Consider the following 24,882-nt stretch of genomic DNA (forward strand, 5'->3'; position numbering starts at 1 on the left):
CGTAAAGTTATAAAGCTCTTAAAGTAATTCGTTATGCGGCAAGAGTGTTACGTCGCGTCACCCTCTCCTTGGGAGAGGGCCGGGGAGAGGACTAATCAGGGTATCAACAACTATAAGACGCTATGCCCTTAGTCCATCTCTCTGTAATAGCTTGTTATCAACATCATAGAATGCCATTTTTAACGTTACTTATCCAACGGAATTTGTATTTTTATCGGTTATTAACAATTGTCAACATTTTGGAAGCAAAAAACATCATATACGCCAAGCTCGAAGCCTTCATCAAAAAGTACTATACCAATGAGCTGCTACGTGGAACAATCTTCTTCATAGGGCTGGGATTGCTCTACTTTATCTTCACGATATTGGTCGAATATTTCCTCTGGCTGCCGCAGGGCGGTCGCACGGCATTGTTCTGGGTATTCATCGGGGTAGAGGTGTTCCTGCTGGTACGTTTCATATTATTCCCGGTATTTAAGCTGTTCAAATTGCAGAAGGGCATTGACTACCGCCAGGCTTCCGACATCATCGGCACGCACTTCAGCGAGGTGAGCGATAAGCTAACCAACTTCCTCCAGTTATCGGGACAGTCGCAGCAGTCGGAACTATTGGCCGCTTCCATCGAACAGAAAGCCAACAGCCTCCAGCCGGTACCTTTTGCCAATGCCATCAACTTCAAAAAGAACCTGAAATATGTTCCCTATGCGGCCATTCCGCTTTTGCTCATCCTGTTCTTCATGATCAGTGGCAACTCAGCGGTACTTACCAAGAGCTTCGACAGGGTGGTGAACTACAATAAGCATTATGCCCCGCCGGCACCTTTTGAATTCATTGTGACCAACAATTCCCTTACCGCGCAGCAGGACACCGATTTCCTTTTACAGGTAAAAACCCAAGGGACTGTAGTACCGGAGAATGCCATGATAACCATTGGCGACGAGAACTATTATTTGGAGAATGTCAAGCCCGGAGTGTTCCAGTACCGTTTTGAGAAGCCGACAAAGAACCTGGAATTCCAACTCAAAGCCAACGACGTTACATCTCAGCCGTATGAACTGGCCGTGGTGGCCGTGCCTACCATTGCCAACTTTGAAATGGTGCTGAATTTCCCGGGCTACTTGGGCAAGAAGGCCGAAGTTGTGCGTGGAACAGGCAATGCCGTGGTTCCCGAAGGCACAAAAGTTACCTGGAGGGTAGAGGCATTGGCGACAAAATCCATTGAATGGAACAGCAACGGTACTGCAACGGCCTTCAATCCGGGGGAGAATGGCTTTACATTGGCCAAAACCATCCTGCAGAATACCGACTACCAGATCCTTACGTCCAATGACAAGGTAAAGCACCACGAAAAGCTGCAATACCAGATCACGACCATCAGGGACCAGTACCCAACCATCAGCGTGGAAAGCGCACCGGACAGCCTGAAGCTGGACCGCCACATAGTTCTCGGCCAACTGAGCGACGATTACGGGCTTACCAAATTGCAGATCGTATATTATCCCCAGGACAACCCGAATGCCGCCAAACGCCTTAGCCTTGCCGTTAAGAAGGAGCCGGTAGACCGTTTTTACTATTCGTTCCCTACAGGGCTTGATATTAAGCAGGGCGTGAACTATGAGTACTATTTTGAGGTGTTCGACAACGACGCGGTACACAATTACAAGAGCACGAAATCATCGGTATTCTCACACAGGGAACTGACCGAGGAGGAGAAGCAGGAGAATGCCCTGCAGGAGCAGAACAGCAACATCAACAGCCTTGAGAAATCCATCAAGAACCAGGACAAGCAGATGAGCGAACTGGACAAGCTCCAAAAGATGGGCAAGGAGAAAACCAACATGGACTTTAAGGACCAGAAGAAGATACAGGACTTCATCAACCGCCAGAAGCAGCAGGATGAGATGATGAAGGAATTTTCTAAAAAGCTGAGCGAAAACCTCGAGCAGTTCAACCCTGAAAAGAAGGATGAGTTTAAGGAAGAGCTGATGAAGCGCCTTGAAAAGAATGAGAAGGAAGCCGAGAAAAACCAGAAGCTTTTAGATGAATTGAAAGAGCTTACCAACAAGCTCAAAGAGGAGGAACTGTTTGATAAGCTGGATAAGTTCAAGCAGAATGCCAAAGACAATTCCAAGAACCTTGAGCAGCTGGTGGAGCTGACCAAGCGCTTTTATGTAGAGAAAAAAGCCGAACAAATTGCGGAGAAACTAGAAAAGCTGGGCGAAAAGCAGGACAAGCTTTCTGAGGATAAAGACAACAACGCGCAGAAGCAGGACGAGATCAACAAAGAGTTTGACAAGCTGCAGGAGGAGATGCGCGAGCTGGACAAACAGAACCAGGAACTCAAGAAGCCAATGGATGTGCCTACCGATGAGAAACAGGAAAAGAGCATTGAGGACGATATGAAAAAGGCTTCGGAAGAGCTTAAAAAAGAGAACAAGGACAGCAAGGAAAAAGCCTCCAAAGCCAAGCCAAAACAAAAGTCGGCAGCAGAGAAAATGAAGCAGATGGGCGGTGAGATGATGGATGCCATGGCCGGCGGCGAGATGGAGCAGATGGAGGAGGACGTGAAAATGCTGCGCCAGATACTGGACAACCTATTGGCCTATTCCTTCTCGCAGGAGGAGGTGATGGGGCAGTTTAAGTCGACTAACGGGCGCTCGGCTTCCTATGCCAAATACCTGAAAAAGCAGCAGGACCTCAAGCAGCAGTTCCGCCATGTAGATGACAGCCTGTTTGCCATGTCGCTGCGCAATCCTAAGATAACGGAACAGATAACGAAGGAAGTAGGCAATGTGCATTATTATGTAGATAAAGCACTGGCCGACCTTGCCGAGAACGTGGTGCCGCGCGGGGTGTCGAACCAGCAGTATGCGGTTACTTCGGCCAACAAGCTTGCCGACTTTTTGAGTGATGTGCTCAACGGCATGCAGATGCAATTGCAGGGCATGGGAGAAGGAAAAGGCCAGGGTCAGGGCAAAGGCCAGGGTCAGGGCCAGGGAATGCAGCTGCCGGACATCATCAAGAAGCAGGAGGGCCTTGCCAAGAAGATGGGCGAGGGAATGGAAAAGCAAAGCGGCAAAGGCAAGAAACCCGGAGAAGGTGAGGAGCCGGGCGGCGGCAAGAAAGGCCAGGGAGAGGGTGAAGGCGGCGAAGGTGGCAGCGAAGGCGATGCCGGTAAGCTTTTGGAGATATATAAAGAACAGCAGCGCCTGCGTGAGGAATTGAAGAAAGCCCTTGACAAGGAAGGCATGGGTGGTAGTGGCCAGAACGCCATGAGGCAGATGAAGGACATCGAAAAGCAGTTGCTGAACAAAGGGCTGAACAAACAGACCATGGAGAAGATGCAGAACCTGAAGCATGAGCTGCTCAAGCTGGACAAGGCGATACAGCAGCAGGGCGAAGAGAACAAAAGACAGTCCCAGACCAACAAAAAGGACTTTAGCAACGCCCCGAGGGAACTTCCTGCGGCACTGAAAGAATATTTGAATAGTGTGGAGATATTAAACAGGCAAAGCCTACCTTTGCGCCCAAATTTTAACCAAAGGGTACAAACCTATTTCAGGAAAGATGATAAGCTTTAATTACGAGACTGATTTTGAATTGGCCGATGAGCCAAAGTACGAAGCATGGCTGTCGGAAGTCATCGACTCCGAGGAGTATGATGAGGGGGAGATCAACTATATCTTTTGTAACGACGAAGATCTGTTACAAAAGAATATTGAGTTCCTTGACCACGATACGCTGACTGACATCATTAGTTTTGACTATACCATGGGCAGCCTTATCAGCGGTGATATCTTCATTTCGGTGGAGCGGGTACGAGAAAATGCGGCCGAGTTCGGCGTGGTTTTTGAGGACGAGCTGCGCCGGGTAATGGCGCATGGCATACTGCACTACTGCGGCTATAAAGACAAGACCGACGAAGATGCCCGGGAAATGCGCGCCAAGGAGGAGGAGAAGATGGCGATGTTCCACGTGGAACCAACCGCTTAAACATCTTTTTTAGGGTGGTTTTAGGGTTCTTGTGTATGATTTCAGGGGGTCTTGCAGGATGAATTTACGACCTCTTCATGATGAATTTAAGGTATACAAAGAGGTAGTTTTGATCCGCGTTCCACGTGGAACGTTCTCCTCTTGAAGCTGCGAGGTTTTCGTTATATTGTTTTCGCTGCGTTCCACGTGGAACGTTTGTAAAAATATTGCGGCGACAGCCGCTCCCGTGCTGTCATTGCGAGGAGTAACGACGAAGCAATCTTTCAAAGTGATTTATGTTGTTTGTGCCGGAGGAAAGATTGCCGCTCTCCGTGCCTCCGCTCGCAATGACAGACGACCGGCAATGACGGCAGAGTGGCAATAAAAAAATAATAAATAGAAAATAATCAATTCCCTGTTCCACGTGGAACAGGGAGAAAGAATAAAAGATGTTTAACGAGGTATATGATGTGATAGTAGTGGGGGCCGGGCACGCAGGAAGCGAGGCAGCGGCCGCTGCCGCTAATATGGGTTCGAAGACCTTGCTGGTGACAATGAGCCTGCAAAACATCGCGCAGATGTCCTGCAATCCTGCCATGGGAGGTATTGCAAAGGGACAGATCGTGCGCGAAATCGATGCGCTGGGCGGCTATTCGGGCATTGTGACCGACAAGACGGCCATCCAGTTCCGGATGCTCAACAAGTCCAAAGGGCCCGCCATGTGGAGCCCCCGAGCGCAGAGCGACAGGATGCGTTTTGCAGAGGAATGGCGACTGATGCTGGAACGTACCCCGAACCTGGATTTTTACCAGGAAATGGTGTCGGGTCTGCTTATCGAGGATGGCAGGATTGCCGGGATCCGAACGTCGCTGGGGATTGAAATTAAATCGAAAGCCGTGGTGCTCACCAACGGTACGTTCCTGAATGGTTTGATCCATATCGGGGAGAAGCAGTTTGGCGGCGGCAGGGCAGGCGAGGGCGCTGCCTACGGCATTACCGAAGACCTCGTTCGTGCCGGATTTGAGGCCGGAAGGATGAAAACAGGCACACCGCCACGCGTTGACGGACGCTCGCTGGACTATTCCAGGATGATTGAGCAGCCGGGCGACGAGAACCCTGATAAGTTCTCGTATTCGGCAGTTACGAAGCCGCTAAAGGAACAACGCTCGTGCTGGATGACCTATACTTCGGAAGAAGTGCACAACCTCCTCAGGGAAGGTTTTGACCGTTCGCCGATGTTCAATGGGCGCATCAAAAGCCTTGGGCCGCGCTATTGCCCATCGATCGAGGATAAGATCAACCGCTTTGCCGATAAGGACCGCCACCAGATTTTCGTTGAGCCGGAAGGCTGGGATACGGTGGAGGTATATGTAAACGGCTTTTCAACCTCCCTTCCGGAGGATGTCCAGTTTAAGGCATTGCGCTCTGTAGCCGGGTTTGAGAAGGTGAAATTCTTCCGCCCCGGATATGCCATCGAATATGATTATTTCCCGCCCACACAGTTGAAGCATACGCTGGAAACAAAGCTGGTGGAGGGATTGTACTTCGCAGGGCAGATAAACGGTACCACAGGCTACGAGGAAGCCGCTTCGCAGGGGCTTATGGCGGGCATTAATGCGCATTTGAAGGTGCTGGGTAAGGATCCGTTCATCCTGAAGCGCAATGAGGCCTATATAGGCGTGCTTATCGATGACCTGATCACCAAAGGCACCGAAGAACCGTACAGGATGTTCACTTCGCGAGCCGAATACCGCACACTGCTGCGCCAGGACAACGCCGATTTCAGGCTTACACCGCTGTCATACGAGATTGGGCTGGCCAAAGAGGACCGTATGCGCCGCATGGAAAAGAAAAGGGACGAAAGCGAGGCTTTCGTAAACTTCTTCCGGGAATCGAGCGTAACGCCTGCTGAGGTGAACCCGGTTCTGGAAGCTAAGGACACGCCTGGGGTAACGCAGTCGGAAAAGATGTTCAAGATATTCTCCCGTCCGCAGATCGAGCTGGAGGACATGCTGAAATTTGACCGTGTGCGCGATTACATTGCCGAACACGACCTGGACAGGGAAGTGGTGGAGCAGGCCGAGGTGCAGGTGAAGTATTCTGGCTATATTGAAAAGGAAAAGAACAACGCCGACAAGCTCAACAGGCTTGAGGATGTAAAGATCCCGGAGAATTTCGATTACGACAAGGTGAAATCCCTTTCGCACGAAGCCCGTGAAAAGATGAAGAAAATCAAGCCCGTTACCATATCGCAGGCATCGCGCATCAGCGGGGTGTCTCCGGCAGATGTATCGGTATTACTAATACACATGGGACGCTAATGGGAATGTTCCACGTGAAACGATTTGTAAAAACCCTTTCGAGTAAAGGGTTTTTCGTGTTTTTACTACTGATGCTGGCAATTTCGTGCATTACGCCAAGGCATACCGTAGAGATCAATAGCTTTGTGCTGATGGAAAACGGCAAGGAAGTTTTGGGAAGGGAAAAGGGCCTAACCGCTTTTATTTTTGAGAACGACCAGAGTAAAATGCCCTTCGCGCAATTCCTGGCCAATAAATATGATCTGGGTACATCCAACGACGTGTCGTATTGGGTTACCGTAGACGGACATCGCTTAAAGGTTTTCCTGTACACCAATGACGAGCTGGAAAAATATTTTGACGTATCGCAGTTTATGGTGACCAATGTAGAGACAAAAGCCAACATTTTAACCAAAGCGAAATTTTTAGCAATGTCGGTCATAAGTGAATCCAACGAAGACTGCCTGGAGGAAAATTCGCTTTATAAGAACATTACGATACAATACCTCGAAGGATTAAAAGACGAATTCAATAAAAGCTAATGGATTTTAGTAACGCTACCACTTATATTAAAGTTAAGGACCATTCTGTTTCAGGAGAAGAATTTGAACTGCTGCTCGACGCCGATCTCGACCTCCTGAAAACGCATCCGCAGCCCTCACCCGAAAACCTGGGCCGCTATTACGAAAGTGATGATTACATTTCGCATACCGACGGCAAGCGCTCCTTGTTCGAAAAGCTTTACCACACGGTTAAGCAAAAGGCTTTGCGCGATAAAATAAAGCTGGTGCAGGGATTTCAGCCGCAAAAAGGCAAATTATTGGACATTGGTGCCGGTACAGGCGATTTTTTGGCAGTAGCCAAAGAAAATGGCTGGAATATTACGGGTATTGAACCGAGTGATAAGGCAAAAAGCATTGCAAAAGGCAAAGGCGTAGTTTTTGCAGAGCGTTTGGAAGCAATTCCCGATCATTCGTACGATGTAATCACGATGTGGCATGTTTTGGAGCATGTGCCCGATGTGGAAGCACAGATTACTGAGCTAAAACGCATCCTGAAACCTGATGGGGTAATTATTATTGCGGTGCCGAATTTCAAATCGTACGATGCACATTATTATGGCAAGTTTTGGGCGGCCTACGACGTGCCGAGGCATTTGTGGCATTTTTCCAAAACAGCCATTGAAAAGCTTTTTGCACGCCAGGGCATACAGCTCATAAAAATCCTGCCCATGAAATTTGACAGTTTTTATGTGAGCCTGCTTTCCGAAAAATACAAAACCGGGAAAATGAGTTTTGTGAAAGGATTTTTGACCGGATGGAAGTCAAACCGCAAAGCGGCACGGAATAGGGAGTATTCATCGCATATTTATGTCCTGAAAATCGCTAAAAACTAATTGAAGGCGATTTTTCGGCCTTTTTAACCCGCAAACACCCGATAAGCCGCTGAATTTTCAAAAGTTGCTTAAATCGCTTTATTTAAAGTCGATTTTGATTGTGAAACTTTATGATTGCAGAGACAACTATAGGTATTTCTTATTTGGGAATTTTTCGCGGAACAGTCTCGCAACTTTTATCTATCATCTCAATTCTAAAATCTGAAATCTGAAATACCCATTTTGGCACATTAAAACTAATCACTACTTTTACGCGAAATTTTTTAATCTAAATTCAGGAAATGAAAAAATCATTATTGATATTCGGTTGTGCGCTGGCACTGTTTTCATGCAACAAAGAAGGGGGAGATGCTTCCGGATTTAAGACTGCCTATGTAGATACTTCAAAGCTTTCCAAAGACTACGAAGAGTTTAAGGACCTGGAGTCGCAAAGCAAAGTAAAAATGGAAGAAATGGGCAGGGAGCTTGAAGGCAAGGTGCAGCAGTGGAAACTGGATGTTGCCAGCTTTCAGGAAGAAGCCAAGGTGAAAGGCCAGCAATGGGCACAGCTGAAAGGCCAGCAGCTCCAGAAGAGGGAGCAGGAGCTCATGGCGGAGCAGGAAGCAATGATGAAGCAGCTTCAGGGCGAATTTGGAGTTAAAAATGACTCTGCTGTAAGCAAAATGAAGAAGTTCATTAAGGATTACGGCAAGAAAAATGGTTATGACTACATCTACGGCAGCGGTGAAAGCACCAACAGTGTATTGTATGCCAAAGACAGCTACGACATAACAAACGATATCCTTAAAGAGCTGAATGACAAGTATAAAGGTACTGCTAAAACAGAAGCCACACCTAAAAAAGAAGAAGAAACTAAATAATCTTTCACTTAGAAAATACTATAAAAATGCTCCCAAACTGGGGGCATTTTTCATTAATGTTCCACGGGGAACAATTTGTTTTGACCTCTTCCAACCAATTTCATGTTGTTTTAATCATTCTATCTCTCAATGACAGAGCGTAGCTACACTCATCTCTGTCATTTTGACCGTAGCGTAGCGAAGTGGAGAAATCTCATTCCGTAAAATCTAAAAGTAGCGTACTCGCCATTATGAAACGTTGTCATTTCGACCGCAGCGCAGCGGAGTGGAGAAATCTCAATTACATTTAGGGGAAACTATTCGTTTGAGCGTTTGCATTGCAACGTCTCTGCCACAACGCATGAGTTTAATCTCGTAATAGAATAGGGCTTTGCGGGCATCAGCATCCAGTCAACAGAAACTAAGATTTTTTTCTATTATATAAGCAAAAATTTGTACTTTTCGGCATTATTTATACGCCAATGGAAACACTCTCTACCGCCGCATCCTATGCACTCAAATTCATCAACCAAACCAATCGCTCCGTATTCCTGACCGGAAAAGCCGGTACGGGGAAAACCACGCTGCTCCGCGAGATCATCCGCACCACGCATAAAAATACCGTGTTGGTGGCACCTACGGGCATTGCCGCACTGAATGCAGGCGGTGTCACGATCCACTCCATGTTCCAGCTGCCCTTTGCGGGCTTCATTCCCGAATACAACCTGCCATTCCAGTTCAGCGATACCGTAAAGTTTGAAACTAAAGATAGCCTGAGACGGCATTTCCGGATGCGCGCCGACAAGAAAGCCGTGCTCGAAAACCTGGAACTGCTGGTGATTGATGAAGTCAGCATGCTGCGGGCCGACCTGCTGGATGCCATCGACTACATGCTGAGAACGACCCGTAGGAATGAACGGCCCTTCGGCGGGGTGCAGGTGCTGTTCATCGGCGACCTGCTGCAGCTGCCGCCCGTAGTGCGAAACGAGGAATGGGAGGTGCTGAAGAAATACTACAAAGGCAAGTTCTTTTTCCATTCGCACGTGGTGCAGCAAAACCCGCCGCTGTACATTGAACTGGACAAGATATACCGCCAGACCGACGCTGCCTTCATCGGCGTGCTTAACAATTTGAGGAACAATGTTATAACCAATGGTGACCTCGACATACTCAACGGATTTGTAAACCCTGCCTTCGACGTGAAGAAGAATACGGGCTACATTACGCTGACCACCCACAACGCCAAGGCCGATGCCATGAACGCTGCATCGCTTGAAGAATTGGAGGGCAGGCAGTATGTGTACCGGCCGGATATCGTTGACGATTTTCCCGATAAGATCTATCCGGTAGAGGAGGAGCTGAAGCTGAAGGTGGGTGCACAGGTCATGTTCATAAAGAATGACCTTTCGCCAGAAAAGCGGTACTTCAACGGGAAGATAGGGGTAATCAAATCGCTGTCGGATGACGAGGTGCTGGTGCATTTCCCTGAGGAGAATGTCACCATCGAGGCCGAAAAATACGAATGGAAGAACGTGCGCTACTTTGTAGATGCCACGACCAAGGAAATCAACGAGGAGGTTTTGGGTACATTTACCCACTACCCGCTCCGGCTGGCATGGGCCATTACCGTGCACAAGAGCCAGGGATTGACATTTGACAAAGCTGTACTCGATGTGTCGCAGGTTTTCATGCCGGGGCAGGCCTACGTTGCCCTGTCGCGATTACGTTCATTAGAGGGGCTTATTTTGCTTTCCCCGATGCATATGAATGGCATTTCGAGCGATGCCGACGTGATGGATTATGCCTCGGCAAAGGCTGAAGCGTCGCACCTGGAGGATTCGCTGCAGCGCGAAACGCTGAACTTCATCCATAACTTTCTGGTAAACAGTTTCTTATGGGGTGAGCTGGCCACTGAATGGCAGCGTCACAAAATGAGCTACCTGCAGGAGGGCCCCAAAGCGCTCAAATCGCAGTACCGCGAATGGGCTGCCCGCCAGGAAAATGCCATACATACCCAACTCGATGCGGCGAATAAATTCATAGGGCAGCTCAACAGGCTTTTCGCGCAGCGGCCGGTGGACCTCGCTTTTGTAGGCGAAAGGGTTGCGGCGGCAGCCAACTATTTTTTCCCCACGCTCGACCGCATGGCCATGGGCGTGCTGGAAACCATGGAGGAAATCAAGCGCCAGCGAAAGGCAAAGACCTTTTATGAAGAACTGGCTGTACTGGAGGAATTGCAAACCGCGGCAGTCGTACGGCTGATGAAGGCGAAGCTGCTCCCCGAACTGGTGAAAGAGGGAAGGGACATCAGCCGCGAAAGCCTGGTCACGCCCGAGATACAATCGTACAAGATCAAAAAGCTCGAGGCGATAAGGGCGGTAATGCGCAACAACCCGGCAACGCTCATGGATGGCGACGGGGAGGAGGACCTGTACGCACCGCAGCGCTATGTTTCCAAAAAGAAAAAGCCGGCCGAAGCGAAAAAAAGCACCGTAGACGAAACCTTTGAGCTATGGCAGCAAAAAATGCCGGTGGAGGACATTGCCCGCACCCGCAAGCTGACACAGCAAACGATAGAAAGCCACCTGGCGAAGCTAATTGAATCCGGCAGGGTAGAACTGTCCGACGTATTGCCAAACGACCGTATAGCGGCCTTAAAAACGATATTCGAAGGTTTTGAAGGTGAATCGCTGAGCCCGCTGAAGGAAATGCACGGCGATGCATTCACCTGGAGTGAGCTGAAGTTTTACAGGGCCAGCATGGATTAGGTAAAAGAAGCCCCGTGCAAATTGCAACGGGGCTCGTTAGGTGGGGGCGGCACACTTAAAAAATGATCTTCCTGTTGGTAACGGCACCATTTACATCCGTTACTTTTATGATAAGCATTTGTTCCTGCGATTGCAGTCCGGAAATCACTGCAGTTGTGTCGTTAATTCCATCGGTGCTGTACAGCAGCCTTCCCCGGGTATCGTACACCTGCACCGACTTCATTTCCATCCTGCCGGAATTGACATGGATGGTATTTTCCTGCTTGTATACGATCAGGGCATTGGCATTGGCATCAGGGCTTCCTGTTCCCAGCGCCTGTGCATATACCACGTCAAACCTGCCTGCCAGGGTTCCTGCTTCTGCGGCAAATTCGTACGGGCCGTTGGCAAGGTTGTGGGTCATGCCGCCCAGCAGGTTATCCTTGATGAATATATCCTGGCCTTGTGCAAACACGCCGTCAAAATGATCCAGCGAGATGCTGTAGGTGCCGGCAGCGGTAATTTTTACACCCAGCGGCACAATGTCTGACGCGTCGAATGACGGCCTTGCCTGTATGCCCAGCTTAGTCTCTCCCGCAAGGGAATAAATAGCCACATCGCCATCGGTAATGGCCCTGCCGTCCCAGGCATAGTCGAGCCCAAGGGTGGTATTAGGCGTATAGGCCACCGACATCTGGCTGAATTCGCCAAGCGAGCCCGTCAGGTTGAGCCACAGCCTCGATTTGTCTGTGTCCATGGCATTCCTGAAGAACTGGCCGTTGTTTATGCCCCTGCGCATACCGTTGTTGAACGAAACAGTGTTGCCTGTGCTGTATACTATAAAGCCCTGGCCGGTATTGATTACCCACTCATCGCTTTCGTCCGGGTCGCTGAACAGTCCGTTGCTGCTGTCGCCGCCAAAGGCATCATTGGCAATGTACCCTGCCAGCGTGAGCGATGCATAGCTCGATGCGTTGGTGTCATTTTTCTTCCTCCAGAAGAACAATGAAGCATCCTGGGCAAGGTTGCCCGAGTTTGCGGCATAAAAATCGGCTATATTCAACGATGACGGATAGGGGTTGCCCACGGCATTAAAGCCAGGGGTTACCGCTACATCTACGTTGCCATTGTGCGGCGCGCCGGTAAAAGTACCGGTCCACGGGGTGCCGGGGGTGGATGTATTTACAAATGACGGATGAGTATTGTCTACCCTGATGAGGTAGCTTTTTCCTTCGATGAACTCAGTAGTTACCGGGTCGCTTACCTGTGTATATCCGTTGGTTACCGGATTGTAGGTGTAAAAACGGTTGTTGAGCGTTTGCGGCGAAAAGGTCTTAAGCGTTTGTCCGTCAACCGGCGATGACCACAAGGTATAATCCAGCCTGTATATCGGGGCGCTGTCTTTAATGACCTCTATTTCACCACTGTTATTTACATCACGAACCTGTACAAGGTTGGCATTGTTTTCAACTGTAAATGTGCCGCCATTTATGGTAACTGCGCCATCAACGGTCATATTGAACCCTGCCGGGATTACTACGTTCGCACCTGTATTTACGACTACGCTACAGGCAGCCATGTCTTCGGTGGCAGTAAAGTCGGCATTGAATATAACCGCAGTTGTCGCGGTAGGCTCACCGTTGCTCCAGGTACCGTCCCATGTGGTTGCGCTTATTTTTATCTCAATATAATTTGAATATACTACCGGGCATGTACCGTTTTGTACCACAGCCCTCACATACCTTGTAGATGCAAGGTTGGTGCCTATAAGCGCCCCGGAAAGCGTTGCCGATGTGCTTGGTATAAACGCAGGGTTGGCAAACAATGTATTGATAGACCGTTCCCAGCGTACTATTGTACCGGTATAGCCGGTAAGAGTAATGTCGGCCGGGGTCGTGGCGGCACATATTTCCTGGCTTCCTGTAAGCGTTCCTGCTACCGGTTGCAATGATACCACCACATCGGCAGTGTCGGTAACTTCGATGCCATTTGCATCCCTTACGGCCAGCGTATAAGTGGTTGTACCGGCAACTGTGGTAGGAGGCGTTGCTGTCGCTGCTGTGCCCAGCCCGCCGGACCATGAATAGCTGTATGGCGGATTGCTGCCGCTTACTTCAGCTGTGAGTGTAACGGCATCGCCTTCGCAGAAAGAGCCTTCACCCGTGATCACGGCAGTAAATGGCGAGGAGTCGATACCGGTAAACGATGATGTCTGGCCGGCAGTAAGCGTTGCGTTTGCAGCGGTAAGCGTCCCGCCGGACAGTGCCGCGAATTTTACCCACGGGTTAGTGGCAACGTTGAATGTGCCATTCAGCTGGGCCGCACTGATATTGCCCAGTGAGCCCACAATATCTATTGCCTCATAGGTAGTTGTTATCGTGGCTACAGCCCCGGTTATGCCGGTTTGCGTCACATTCCAGTAATGGGTCAGGTAGTTGTCGGCGCTGTTGTTGCTAGGATGTTTCACATCCTTCATGTTCACGGCCACATAAGCATTGCTGAATGTACCCGAGGTAACGTTCACCGTTATGGGTGAATATACGGTTGTATCAATACCTTCGCCTATCGGGAAGGTATATGACCCTGTTACTGTATACGGCCTCCTGACTACACCCGCTCCGTCGGCTTCAATCATTGTTGTCGAAGAGAAGCTGCCTGCTACGGCGTTGGCACCTAGCGTAAGGTCATAACCCTGGATGTCAAACTTGCCGACTGTAAGTGTAAGGGTGCCCGCTACAGTTGCATTGGTGGCCAATATTACTTTGCTGGTTGCATTGTTTATAGTCAGGTTATCGAATGTTGGGCTTACGGTACCGCCTATTATCTGTAACTCTTCTTCATTACCCGACATTTCAATGGTTTTGCCGGTGAAGTCAACCGTTTGGTTGAGTACCAGGTCGCCCCTTACATTCAGTGAAGCCGGGAAAACAGCCCCGGTACCGCTGATGGTAAGGTTGTGGTAGGCTGATTGCGCACCGTTTGGCAAAACTACTGTCTGTCCTGTACCGGTATATTCAAATGTACTGTGTACACCGGCAGTAAAGAAGTTACCGGGCTTGGTGAACACCCCGCCGAGCCTTATTACAGAGTTGGTTAGCGGACGCAATGACGTACCTGAGGCGATGGTAAGGTTGTTGAAGGATGTAATCCCCGCGATGGTTGCATCGGCAGATCCGTTGGCGTTATCAAACACTACGGTGCCTGTCGAAGCGTTAAATGTGCCTTTGTTGATCCAGGCACCCGAAGTTCCTTTTACGGTAAATACCGATGCCTCCGCGGCATTGAGAATGGCGCCGGCCTCAATAGAAATGGTCGCCACTTCTGAACCATTGTTATAAATAGGATCATTTGGTGTAGTTGAGGCATCCGGGATTATTACATTGGTATCAAATGCCGGGCTTCCGTTTGGTGTCCAGTTGGCCGCGGTAGTCCATGAATCGCTTTGCGAACCGTTCCAAACCAGCGTATTGGCAAGGGAGTTGGCAAGGGTAAGGTTATAGGTTCCGAATGATGAGCTAAAGAAAGCCATGTTAACGTTGGCGAGTTCCACAAAATTATTTGAAACGCTGTAATTGGTACGGCTCTGCGGAATGCCTGTACCCGAGGCGATTACTATTACCCAGTCCACAAGCCTGTTTTCTATATTCCCGTTAATTTCAGAATCAAGATAATGTGCAGATATGATTGCTTTTGTTCCCGTACCGCCGGTCTGTATGAAATCAAACCTCCTCAATATCGCGTCGGGTTTTGAAACAGGCGCCACACCGGGCTCGATTTTGAGGCTCATGGAAGTTGGCAATGTACCTAAAGTTGGAAAAACGACCGATGTATACGGATGGCCAAAAGTATATACCTTGTTAGGTATGATTCCGCTGTTTCGCGTTACGATCCCACTAACATCACCGGTACCGGTATTTATGGCGTCAGGCCCCATAAATAGCGTGTTGCTTCCTGTGGCGAGGCTCCCCGTCGTTGCCGTAGGGTTGGCATTCGGCAGGTGAAGGATGCCGTTTACCGTTACATCGGCAACGGTTACAGCGCCTGATGCATTGCTGATGGTTACATTTCCATACGTTCCGGCAGGAAGGGTTTGCTGGGCAGATCCATTGAAGAGCACAACTCCCGTACCCGACCAGGTTTTACCTGATGGCAGTGGTGCAGAAGTCGTATTTTGGGTACTTATAGTGCCGCTGTTGGCAACGGTTGTAAGCGCACCGCTAAGCGCATTTGTGCCCAGGTTGAGGGTCTGCAGCTCATTTACGGTCAATGTGCCCGCAATTGCCAGCGGTGTTGCCATAGTAGCCGTATTGCCATTGGTTGTGGCAACTGTAAGGTTGTTTATCTGGTTGGTTGTCCCTGGTGTCGACTGGTCAAAGCTGAGCGAAGGGTTTACACTGCCGCTCAAAATGATGTTGGCTGATGCGCCTCCCCTCAGGTTTCCAGAAGCTGAATGAGTCATGGTGCCTGCCAGTGTCAGGGTATTGGCCCCAATAGCAAGGTAGCTGTTGTTAGAGAATGCGATGTTGCTGTTAACAGTAGTTGCACCCGAAAGCCCCGCGTTGCCAGCTACCGTAAAGGTTTCGGCAGTACCGCTGAAGGATGCGAACGTGCTGGTTGGGTTGGCCACAAGCACAATGTCGTCTATGGCTATTTCGTCATAAGCAGTGCCCGATACGGCTGCACCGCTCCAGCGGATGTAGCCATAACCGTTAGCAGCTACAGCTACCGGTATGGTGGCAACTTTATAATAGGCTTTCCACTCCGGCAATGCATCGGCAGCAGCCGTTGTAGTATGGTTAAGTGCCGCAACGGCAGTATAGGAAATGTTATCCGGAGAATAACTGAAGTTTAAGCTGTTAGATCCTGCTTCGTCATTGTATACATATACTTTGTACCCAACGCTCACAGAGGTTATAGGCGTTGCCGTCTGGTTTTGGAAACGCAGTGTAATTGTTCCCGGTGAGAACTCGCCGGTGGCAGGCTGCACGCCCAGGGCATAATTATTGGGCGACACTTCAAAAGCATACAGGCCCGCATCTGTTTCGCCGCCGTCAGACTGCCCGCTGTCATAAACACTGTCTTCAGGGCTATCTGCCCCAAAAGCCAGGTTGCCGGCGCTAAATCCGGTTATGGCAAAACTGTTGGAACTCAGTTCGCCCGGCTGTGTCCCGGTGCTGAAGCCTGCACCGCTGAAGGCCGCGTTGTTTACACCCTCAACAGAAGTGTCAAAATTGATGGTATTTTGGGTATTCATGGCCGTGATCTGCAGGCCAACAGGGGCATTCAGGGTAAGACGGCTGCCTGTAAGGGGCGAAGTGGTACGGTAATTTTGCGTACCCCCGGCACCGTTAAATTCATAAACAGCCACATGGTAGGTGGTTGCTGCCGAAAGGCCGGTTACGTTTACCGAATTGGAGGTTCCGCTATACACAACATAGTTTCCGTTGCCCAGGTCGCTTCCTGCGCCAAAAGCTGCCGATGCCGTGTAGGTTACGCCATCTGTAGGTGCTGCATTTACGGCAGAAGCTGCGCGCATTACCACCAGCCTGCTGGTGCCGCTGCCCGATGTCCAGCCCGTAGTGAGGGATATCGACGTAACATTGCTAAAGCTAATGGATGTGGCCGATGTTGTAGGTTCTGAAGACAGCACAACTGCCGAAACGGCTACCTGCCTTGAGGTGGCACCCGCCGCGGAAAGCGTGATGTTGCCACTGTACAATCCGGCAGGGGCAGCGGCTTTTACACGTACATAGATTGGCGTTGTTGCCGAAGGTATCGTAGTTATCTGGCCGGCATATCCGGACCCGCTGCTAAGCGAAACTTCAAAATTTGCTGGTGCCGTAGCAGTAATGTTTCCGGTAAGGTTAGCGCCTGTAGTAGTAAAACTCTGCTGGGGCGATGCGGTTCCCGTTACGGTACTGAAGCCGGGCAGCACGTTTGTGGACGGAGATATTGTAGGCACACCGGCAACGTCGATGGTAAAGTTTACCATATTGGAAACAGTGGTACCCGTAATTACAGTTATAGGCACTGTACCGGCCGATGCGATGTCTGCAGCCGTGATTGCGGCTGTAATTCCGGTAGCGGAGTTATAGGTTGTGGTCCTGCTGCTCCCGTTCCATTGTACTATGGAGGCAGGGGTAAAGTTGCTTCCGCCCACAACAAGGCTGAATGCCCCTGTGCCTGCAATCCTTGAAGGAGGGGAAAGGGTTGTTATGAAAGGTGTGGCAACAGTAACCCTGATATTATCAAAAAAGGAGGTTTGATTGCGCTTGGTAGCAGCATTCCAATAAGTGCCGATAAGAGGGAGTGAAGTGGCTGTTGAACCGCTGTTTACAGCCGTTCCCTGAGAGGTAAGGCTGCCGGCTGCCGGATCCTGGAATACGCTGCCATCATTGCGTACAAATAATTCCCAGGTATTGGACGCAGGGTTGTAGGTAACCTTTACGCTCAGGTATTGGTTGCCAAAATCGGAAAGTCCTGATGTATTGGAAGTGATAATGTCTGACGATGTCCTGATGCCTGCCGTGTAGCGTATGAGCCTGAGGCGGTCGGTTTTGCCGGACTGGCCCAGTATCACCGCATAACCCGATCCTGTAGTTGCTGTGGTGTTCGATGTGCCTGCCAGCACAAACGCATTAGCATAGTAGCCATTAGCCGGACCGGAGGGGTTGGAGCGTACCTGGCGCATGTTGAATGTCCATGTCACCAACCCGGGGTTCGACGCAAGCGCCGTACTGTACGGTGCCGAAACGGCATTGTTGGCATAGGCAAGGCCCCAACCGGACACGTTCGCAGTTCCCGTGGCATCGTTAGTGAGGGCCAGGTAACCCGAATTTATACGGGCGCCAAAATCAGCCCCGCTCCTCAAAAAAGACCAGGTGCTGTTTGTGCCTATCAGTCCGTTGGCACCGCTGTAGGACGTGCCTGCGGAAGTGCTGAAATCTGAGCTGAAGACCGTGGTTGTTTGTGCTCTTCCAAAAAATGGAATGACGCTTACAAAGGCCATCAGGAGACATGCCGATGCGGATGGTAGTTTTAGTATCATAAATTTGCAATTTAGTCTAATAAGAAGGTTGAATTTTAGGAATCTCTAATCTCACTGGGCATTTTTTTATTTAATTGTGAGAATTGATTATTAAATTTTTAAATAGCTAAAATTATTGCAATATTATGTGTGGAAATTTAGAAATAAGTTAAATAGCGGCAATTCATCGACCATCTGCCGTTAATTATCGTTGAATGGCAGTCTTTTAAGAATTAGAAAATAACGCGATATTTTCTTTTGTAAGGGTTGGCTTGTTATTACTTTGGTTTAAAAAAGGATATGTCTGAATCAACGGGTTGAATTAATGCCGAAATGCCCATTTATATCGGTTTATGCCCTGTGGTGCTGGCATACCTTACCGGCCATTCGGCAATAAAGACCAATGAGATAGTAAAGGCTATGGCAGAAGAGGCCAAACCTTAAAAAAAAATGTTTTGAAGGGTTTTACAGTGCCACGGCATTCAGCCAGTGCAGCAGCAAAACAACCGGGATAAAATAAATGACTATGGTACGCGCACCGTCATAATCCTTCGCCATGCGCTGGCCCAGGAGGAGGAACAGCAGGGTTATGCCCGAAAGTACTCCCGCAAGGATTGGGAATTGGTCGCCCCCATTGACAAATATCTCAATGATCCCTATTACGGCAAAAGCGCCCGAAAACACCTCCATCACCAGGATGAGGAACAGCGACTGCGGCACCATGTTCCGGATGGGTGTTTGCGAAAAATGGCCCTTCAGCCATTCGAGGTTGCCTTTCCAGTCGGTTACCTTGTCGTAACCGGATTGAATGAAGGTGATGGCCAAAAAGGCAAGTATCAGGATTATGGCAGGCTGTGGTATCATGATGTTATTTTTTATGGATTAATCGGGTGAGTTTTATCGAAAGGTCGGTAAGGATGATCCTGGCGTTGCCGTTGCGCTCTATGTGGTACAGGGCATCGCTCAGTTCCTTAAAGATATCGTTGATGTTGCTGCCGTTGACAAAGGGCGCAAAATTTTCCAGCTTAAATTTTTCTACAGTAGGTTCCATGAAAACCAGGTCGCCCGCGCTATAGTTGAGCAGCAGTGCCTGCCGGAACATATCGATGCAAAAGTGCAGGAACTGCTTTTGCGGCTCGCGCCCTATTGCGGCAATCGTTTCGCTCCACGCGATGAGGTCGTGTATGGCGGCGGCATTCCCCTTGGCCCGGAAGGCGGCGCGCACCCATTGCACGAACCACTCTTCAAACGGGTGGCCGTCATCATCGCCGTTGAGCAGATGCAGGGCTTTGTTGTAGTTGCCCTGGGCCTGGTGGGCTATTTTTGTAGCCGTATTCTGCGGAATAGCAAGCTGGTTGGCCAGCCGGTTGGATATGGCGTTTTCGCTCAGCGGCCCGAAGTGGAGCACCTGGCAGCGCGACAGTATGGTTTGCAGGATATCGTCCTCGCTTTCGGCGATCAATATAAAAACCGTTTTTTGCGGCGGTTCTTCCAGCAGCTTCAGCAGCTTGTTGGCAGAGGCGGTATTCATCCGGTCGGCCATCCAGATGATCATCACCTTGTAGCCGCCCTCATAGGCCTTCAGCGAAAGCGCCTTAACGATTTCCGTTGCCTCATCCACGCCTATCTGGCCCTGCTTGTTTTGTATGTCGATCTTTTTATACCAGTCGAAAAGGCTGCCGTAGGGCGTTTCGGTAATAAACTCCCGCCAGTACTTCAGGAAGTTGGCGCTCACAGGGTGGCTCTTCACCTCGCTGTTGGCCGCCACGGGGAACACAAAATGAAGGTCGGGGTGCGAAAAGTTCTCAAATTTCAGGTTGCAGGCCGCGTTGCCGCCCGAGTTTTCACCGGCTTCGTTGGCACACAAAATATACTGCGCGTATGCAATCGCCATGGGCAGGGTTCCCGAGCCTTCGGGCCCGATGAACAGCTGTGCATGCGGTATGCGCCCCTGCGACGCGCTTTTGGTCAAATGGCTTTTGATGTGGCCCTGGCCGATGATCTCTGAAAAAAGCATAGGGCAAATATAGAAAATAGTTTGGGAGTTTTCAGTTCAGGGTTTGGGTTCGGGGTTCGGGGTTTTGAGAGTTGACCTCACCCCAACCCTCTCCAAAGGAGAGAGAGGAGCTTCACTCTGCGGGATATTGAATGGAAATTTTACCCTGATGTTATTTAAAAAGAGCGTAAAGATTGTCGGCAGGTTCCGGCTCTCCTCTCCAAAGGAGAGGGGCTGGGGGTGAGGTCTGTAACAGGCGATTCAAACCAAATCACTAATACGTCATATACAGCACCTGCACCGCCTTCTTTTTAAAGGGCTCGCCGTTTTTCACGATCACATAGGTGTCATCTCCTGCCTCTACTGCAAATATGTCGCCGGCCTTGTGTGCATCGAGCGCTTTGGTGATGGCCGGTATCATGGTCGCGGCAAGGGTTTCAAATTTCGCCATCTCCTTGCCGTCGCCCGGATAATATTGCTCAATGATGATTTCGAACGGCGTGCCTTCCCTGTAGGCTTTAATTGCGGCTTCCTTAGCTTTTTTTATTTCCTTCGGCGACCAGGCCCCGGCATCGAGGTACAGGCTGCCGTAACGCTGGGTCACCACGCCATCGTGCCCCATGATTTTGTACAGTTCGCGGCCTCTTATGATGATATCGCCCTTTTTGCCTTTGCTGAGGTCGGCATAAAGAGGGTCGCCTTCGGTGTAGTTCAGTTCAGAAATAAAATCGGCATTCCTAAAGGCGTCTTGCGCCTGTTCCTGGGTGATTTGTTGCGCATGAGCGGATAAGGTTGCGAGGAAGAAGAGGGTCAGGTATTTTTTGAGCATATAACTTTGTCAAAGATGTTTAACTATAATTAATAATAATTCCCTCATTGTTTTCAGCAGCCTTTTTAAAAATATCAATAATTTCGTTGGTGTGAGCTATAAAATAATCCCACTGATTTAAAATATATGAGCCGGCCCTGTACACCTCTTCTGTTTCCATCTTTTCAAGGTTGTAAGCGTTTTTAATATCCTGGTGGTTAAGGGCAGCAAGTACGGGAGCCATGGCTTTGACCTGATTTGATGTGAGATAATAAGGGGTATCATAATTACTTTCATCAAACGCTTTGCCACGCCAACCCGAAAGTACTTTGTTGGGCGAGGGGTCGGCCTCTTTTAACAGAAAAAAAGCAACATCCCATCCCTTATCCATAGATGATTCTGTACCATCACCAGGGAGATCGCCCTCTACATTAGCAAAATTTTCATTTACAAAATTTGTTGCTCCTTGCGGATGCGAGGCTATCTCTGCAATGAGTTTGTCGCTTGCACGATATAATTCACAGACTATTCCCATTTTTGATGATGATTATATTTGCTATGTAATTTTACGAATATACGAATTGGTTACAAAAAACTCCCCCTTCATTACATAACACAACTTTAACATATGTGTAAATTGCTGTAATCCATATTTTTGCAACAAATACAGAAATGTTTGTGAACATTTTTTTGGCTATTTATTAACAGAAACGATTATATTTGCCTTTCTTCAAAATCAGGACAATCTAAAAACACGACCTAATGAAAACACTTTCGGATATCGATTTTAATGGCAAAAAAGCAGTAATACGGGTAGATTTCAACGTACCGCTGGACGAAGATTTCAACGTTACCGACGACACCCGCATCGAAGCTGCCAAGCCAACAATCGACAAGATACTGAAAGACGGCGGGAGCATGATCCTGATGTCGCACCTGGGCAGGCCGAAAGGGAAAGAAGATAAATATTCCCTGAAGCACATTGTAGCCAAGACATCTGAAATACTGGGCGTTGAAGTGAAATTTGTAGACGACTGCATAGGCGACAAGGTAACCCAGGCGGCTGCCGGCCTGAAGCCGGGCGAAGTGCTGCTGCTGGAAAACCTCCGTTTTTACAAAGAAGAGGAGGCCGGTGATGAAGGCTTTGCCGAAAAGCTGAGCAAGCTGGGCGATGTGTACGTGAACGACGCCTTTGGCACCGCACACCGCGCGCACGCATCTACAACGATAATAGCAAATTACTTTCCTGAAAATAAAGTGTTTGGCACACTGCTTGCCAAGGAGATCGAAAGTTTGGACAAGGTGCTTAAAAACAGCGAAAAGCCGGTAACGGCCGTTTTGGGCGGGTCGAAAGTTTCGTCGAAGATCACGGTTATCGAAAACATCCTGGACAAGGTAGACCACCTGATCATAGGCGGTGGCATGACCTTTACGTTCGTAAAGGCACAAGGCGGCAAGATTGGCGACTCCATTTGCGAGGACGACAAGCAGGAACTGGCCCTCGACATCCTGAAGCAAGCCAAAGAGAAAGGCGTACAGGTGCACATTCCGGTAGACGTTATTGCTGCCGACGGGTTTAAGAACGATGCCAACACGAAGGTGGTTGACGTGAACGAGATACCGGACGGATGGCAGGGGCTTGATGCCGGGCCGAAGTCACTGGAAAACTTCAAAAAAGTGATCCTGGAGTCCAAAACCATTCTGTGGAACGGGCCACTGGGCGTATTTGAAATGGAAAACTTTGCCAAAGGCACCATTACCCTTGGCAACTTCATAGCCGAAGCTACAGAAAAAGGAGCTTTCTCGCTGGTAGGCGGGGGCGACTCGGTAGCGGCAGTAAAACAGTTTGGCCTTGAGCCGAAGATGAGTTACGTTTCCACAGGCGGTGGCGCCATGCTGGAAATGCTGGAGGGGAAAACACTACCGGGAATTGCCGCTATACAGGGCAAGTAGTGTTAAAGTTTATAATAGAAAACACACTATGGAGTTATTATAGGTTTGTAGCATGCAAAGCCCTGTAATTTAACTCCTTAAAAAAGTAAATTATGATTAAAAAAAGTGTAATGCCGATTGTCCTCGCGCTGTTTTCCTTTACGGGTTTTGCCCAGGAAAGCGCCGATGCAGGCATCCCTTTTAAGACTGAAACGAAATTATCCTATTTAGATTCCATCAAGGCATCGTTCACGCACCATGAGGAAATGGCATGTATCGACAGCCTTTGGCTGAAGGAGCTTGCCAATGAGGACCTTTTTGAAGGCATGCAGGAAGACCTGAAAAACATCAACCCTGATGTTGAGGTGGATTATGTCCTTGATACCGAGCTGCTCAGGAAAAGGCTGGCCGCGCTGGATGCGAAGTCACCCTTTAACATTGAGTACAGCAAGGGGCTGGAGAACATCATAAAATCGTACCTCAAGAACAGGCCGCGTTCGTACGAGCGCCTTATGGCCATATCGGAATTCTACTTCCCGATGTTCGAGGAGCATCTGGCCAAATACAATGTGCCTATCGAGATAAAATACCTTGCCGTGATCGAGTCGGCGCTTAACCCAAGGGCTAAGTCCAGGGTAGGGGCAACAGGGTTGTGGCAATTCATGTACCCAACGGGCAAGCAGTACAACCTTGAGGTGAACTCCTACGTTGACGAGCGCAGCGACCCTTTGAAAGCTACCGAGGCAGCGTGCAAATACCTGTCGAGCCTGTACAACATCTTTGGCGACTGGGATTTGGTGCTTGCATCGTACAATGCCGGGCCGGGCAATGTGACCAAGGCCATACGCCGCTCTGGCACCTACCACAATTACTGGAACATCCGCAAAAACCTGCCGCAGGAAACACAGGCGTATGTGCCTACCTTCCTGGCAACGATGTACATTTACGAATATGCCAAAGAGCACGGCATCAATGCTAAAAAAGCACCGCTATCGTATTTTGAGACCGACACCATAATGGTGAAGCGCCAGATATCGTTCAAGCAGATTTCGAAACTGCTCGACATGCCGGTAAGCCAGCTGCAGTTCCTGAACCCGATCTACAAGCTGGACATTGTTCCGTTCACGTCAGATAAAGCCCACTACATAAGACTTCCGAAAGATAAGGCTGCCATTTTCGCTTCCAACGAAAACAGCGTATATGCCTATGTTGATTATGAGGAAAGCCTTCGCGAAAAGCCTTTCTTTGTAAGCAAGCCGGAAACGGCCTATGCATCCAATGATGCTGCCCCATCGGCCAAAAAGAAGAGGACATCTTCTGTAACTACAAAATCGTACACGGTAAAACGTGGCGACAACCTGGGTGCCATTGCCAACAAATATGATGTAAGCGTGGCTGAATTGAAAAAGTGGAACAGGATAAAGGGCAACAACATCCAGATAGGGCAGAGGCTGAAGATCCAAAAGGCCATCACGATCAGCACACCGGTTAAGGAAGAAGAAGCGATTGCCGCCAGGGAAACGAAAAAAGAAACCAAAGAAGCTAAGGATGTTGCCGCCAACAGCAAAACGGCTATAGCCGAAAATACCAAAGAACCGGAAGAAACCGAAGAGGCTGCAGAAGATGTGGCCGAAGCGGAAGCCAAAACCGAAGTGGCTGCCAAAGAGCCTGCGAGAAAGTCGAGGTCTACCAGCTATGAAGAGCAGCGCATGTATATTGTGCAAAAAGGCGATTCATTGTTCAGCATTGCCAAAAAACACCCCGGTGTTACTGTGGAGAACCTCAAAACATGGAATAAAATCCAGGGCGAGAGCATCCAGCCGGGCATGAAGCTGAAGGTGAAAGAGGTAAACTAATCAAATACA

At 49.3% G+C, this 24,882-nt stretch carries 14 protein-coding genes; 9 read left to right on the forward strand and 5 right to left on the reverse strand.

Annotated features, from left to right (window positions below; all coding sequences use genetic code 11):
• Window positions 1-239: 239 nt before the first annotated feature.
• From OGH69_RS15520 to OGH69_RS15550, 7 genes are all read left to right on the forward strand, one after another.
• Window positions 240-3,581, forward strand: coding sequence for a coiled-coil domain-containing protein (locus OGH69_RS15520; RefSeq protein ID WP_265175405.1), 3,342 nt, complete (start codon window positions 240-242; stop codon window positions 3,579-3,581).
• Window positions 3,568-3,993: an rRNA maturation RNase YbeY gene (ybeY, locus tag OGH69_RS15525; RefSeq protein WP_265175406.1), complete on the forward strand. Its 426-nt coding sequence runs from the start codon at window positions 3,568-3,570 to the stop codon at window positions 3,991-3,993. Before OGH69_RS15520 ends, ybeY begins: the two co-directional genes overlap by 14 nt.
• A 428-nt stretch (window positions 3,994-4,421) precedes the next feature.
• A complete protein-coding gene (mnmG, locus tag OGH69_RS15530; protein WP_265175407.1) occupies window positions 4,422-6,293 on the forward strand; it encodes a tRNA uridine-5-carboxymethylaminomethyl(34) synthesis enzyme MnmG in 1,872 nt (623 codons plus the stop codon).
• A complete protein-coding gene (locus tag OGH69_RS15535) occupies window positions 6,293-6,814 on the forward strand; it encodes a hypothetical protein (RefSeq protein WP_265175408.1) in 522 nt (173 codons plus the stop codon). Before mnmG ends, OGH69_RS15535 begins: the two co-directional genes overlap by 1 nt.
• The gene (locus OGH69_RS15540; protein WP_265175409.1) at window positions 6,814-7,668 is read left to right on the forward strand and encodes a class I SAM-dependent methyltransferase; all 855 of its coding nucleotides are present in this window, start codon (window positions 6,814-6,816) and stop codon (window positions 7,666-7,668) included. Before OGH69_RS15535 ends, OGH69_RS15540 begins: the two co-directional genes overlap by 1 nt.
• Window positions 7,669-7,949: 281 nt before the next feature.
• Window positions 7,950-8,528 (forward strand): OmpH/Skp family outer membrane protein, encoded by a 579-nt coding sequence (locus OGH69_RS15545; RefSeq protein WP_265175410.1) that lies wholly within the window; start codon window positions 7,950-7,952, stop codon window positions 8,526-8,528.
• 461 nt (window positions 8,529-8,989) lie between these two features.
• Entirely contained in the window at window positions 8,990-11,275 is a 2,286-nt protein-coding gene (locus tag OGH69_RS15550) for a helix-turn-helix domain-containing protein (RefSeq protein WP_265175411.1), read from the forward strand.
• Between the two features lie 55 nt (window positions 11,276-11,330).
• On the opposite strand, the gene OGH69_RS15555 is transcribed toward OGH69_RS15550, so the two are convergent.
• The 5 genes from OGH69_RS15555 to OGH69_RS15575 form a co-directional block, all read right to left on the reverse strand.
• The gene (locus OGH69_RS15555) at window positions 11,331-18,302 is read right to left on the reverse strand and encodes a T9SS sorting signal type C domain-containing protein (RefSeq protein WP_265175412.1); all 6,972 of its coding nucleotides are present in this window, start codon (window positions 18,300-18,302) and stop codon (window positions 11,331-11,333) included.
• Between the two features lie 444 nt (window positions 18,303-18,746).
• Window positions 18,747-19,142: a DoxX family protein gene (locus OGH69_RS15560; RefSeq protein ID WP_372339342.1), complete on the reverse strand. Its 396-nt coding sequence runs from the start codon at window positions 19,140-19,142 to the stop codon at window positions 18,747-18,749.
• 7 nt (window positions 19,143-19,149) lie between these two features.
• Window positions 19,150-20,298: a DNA polymerase III subunit delta' gene (gene holB / locus OGH69_RS15565; RefSeq protein ID WP_265175414.1), complete on the reverse strand. Its 1,149-nt coding sequence runs from the start codon at window positions 20,296-20,298 to the stop codon at window positions 19,150-19,152.
• Between the two features lie 253 nt (window positions 20,299-20,551).
• Window positions 20,552-21,106 (reverse strand): hypothetical protein, encoded by a 555-nt coding sequence (locus OGH69_RS15570; RefSeq protein ID WP_265175415.1) that lies wholly within the window; start codon window positions 21,104-21,106, stop codon window positions 20,552-20,554.
• 19 nt (window positions 21,107-21,125) lie between these two features.
• On the reverse strand, window positions 21,126-21,620 hold the full coding sequence (locus OGH69_RS15575; protein WP_265175416.1) for a YfbM family protein: 495 nt from the start codon (window positions 21,618-21,620) through the stop codon (window positions 21,126-21,128).
• A gap of 227 nt (window positions 21,621-21,847) precedes the next feature.
• Between OGH69_RS15575 and pgk the strand changes: the two genes are divergently transcribed.
• Together pgk and OGH69_RS15585 are read left to right on the forward strand one after the other, a co-directional pair.
• A complete protein-coding gene (gene pgk, locus OGH69_RS15580; protein ID WP_265175417.1) occupies window positions 21,848-23,038 on the forward strand; it encodes a phosphoglycerate kinase in 1,191 nt (396 codons plus the stop codon).
• Between the two features lie 92 nt (window positions 23,039-23,130).
• Window positions 23,131-24,873, forward strand: a complete 1,743-nt coding sequence (locus OGH69_RS15585; RefSeq protein WP_265175418.1) for a lytic transglycosylase domain-containing protein — start codon at window positions 23,131-23,133, stop codon at window positions 24,871-24,873.
• Window positions 24,874-24,882: the final 9 nt, after the last annotated feature.

This window comes from Flavobacterium sp. MFBS3-15 (assembly GCF_026107645.2).
Taxonomy (GTDB): Bacteria; Bacteroidota; Bacteroidia; order Flavobacteriales; family Flavobacteriaceae; genus Flavobacterium.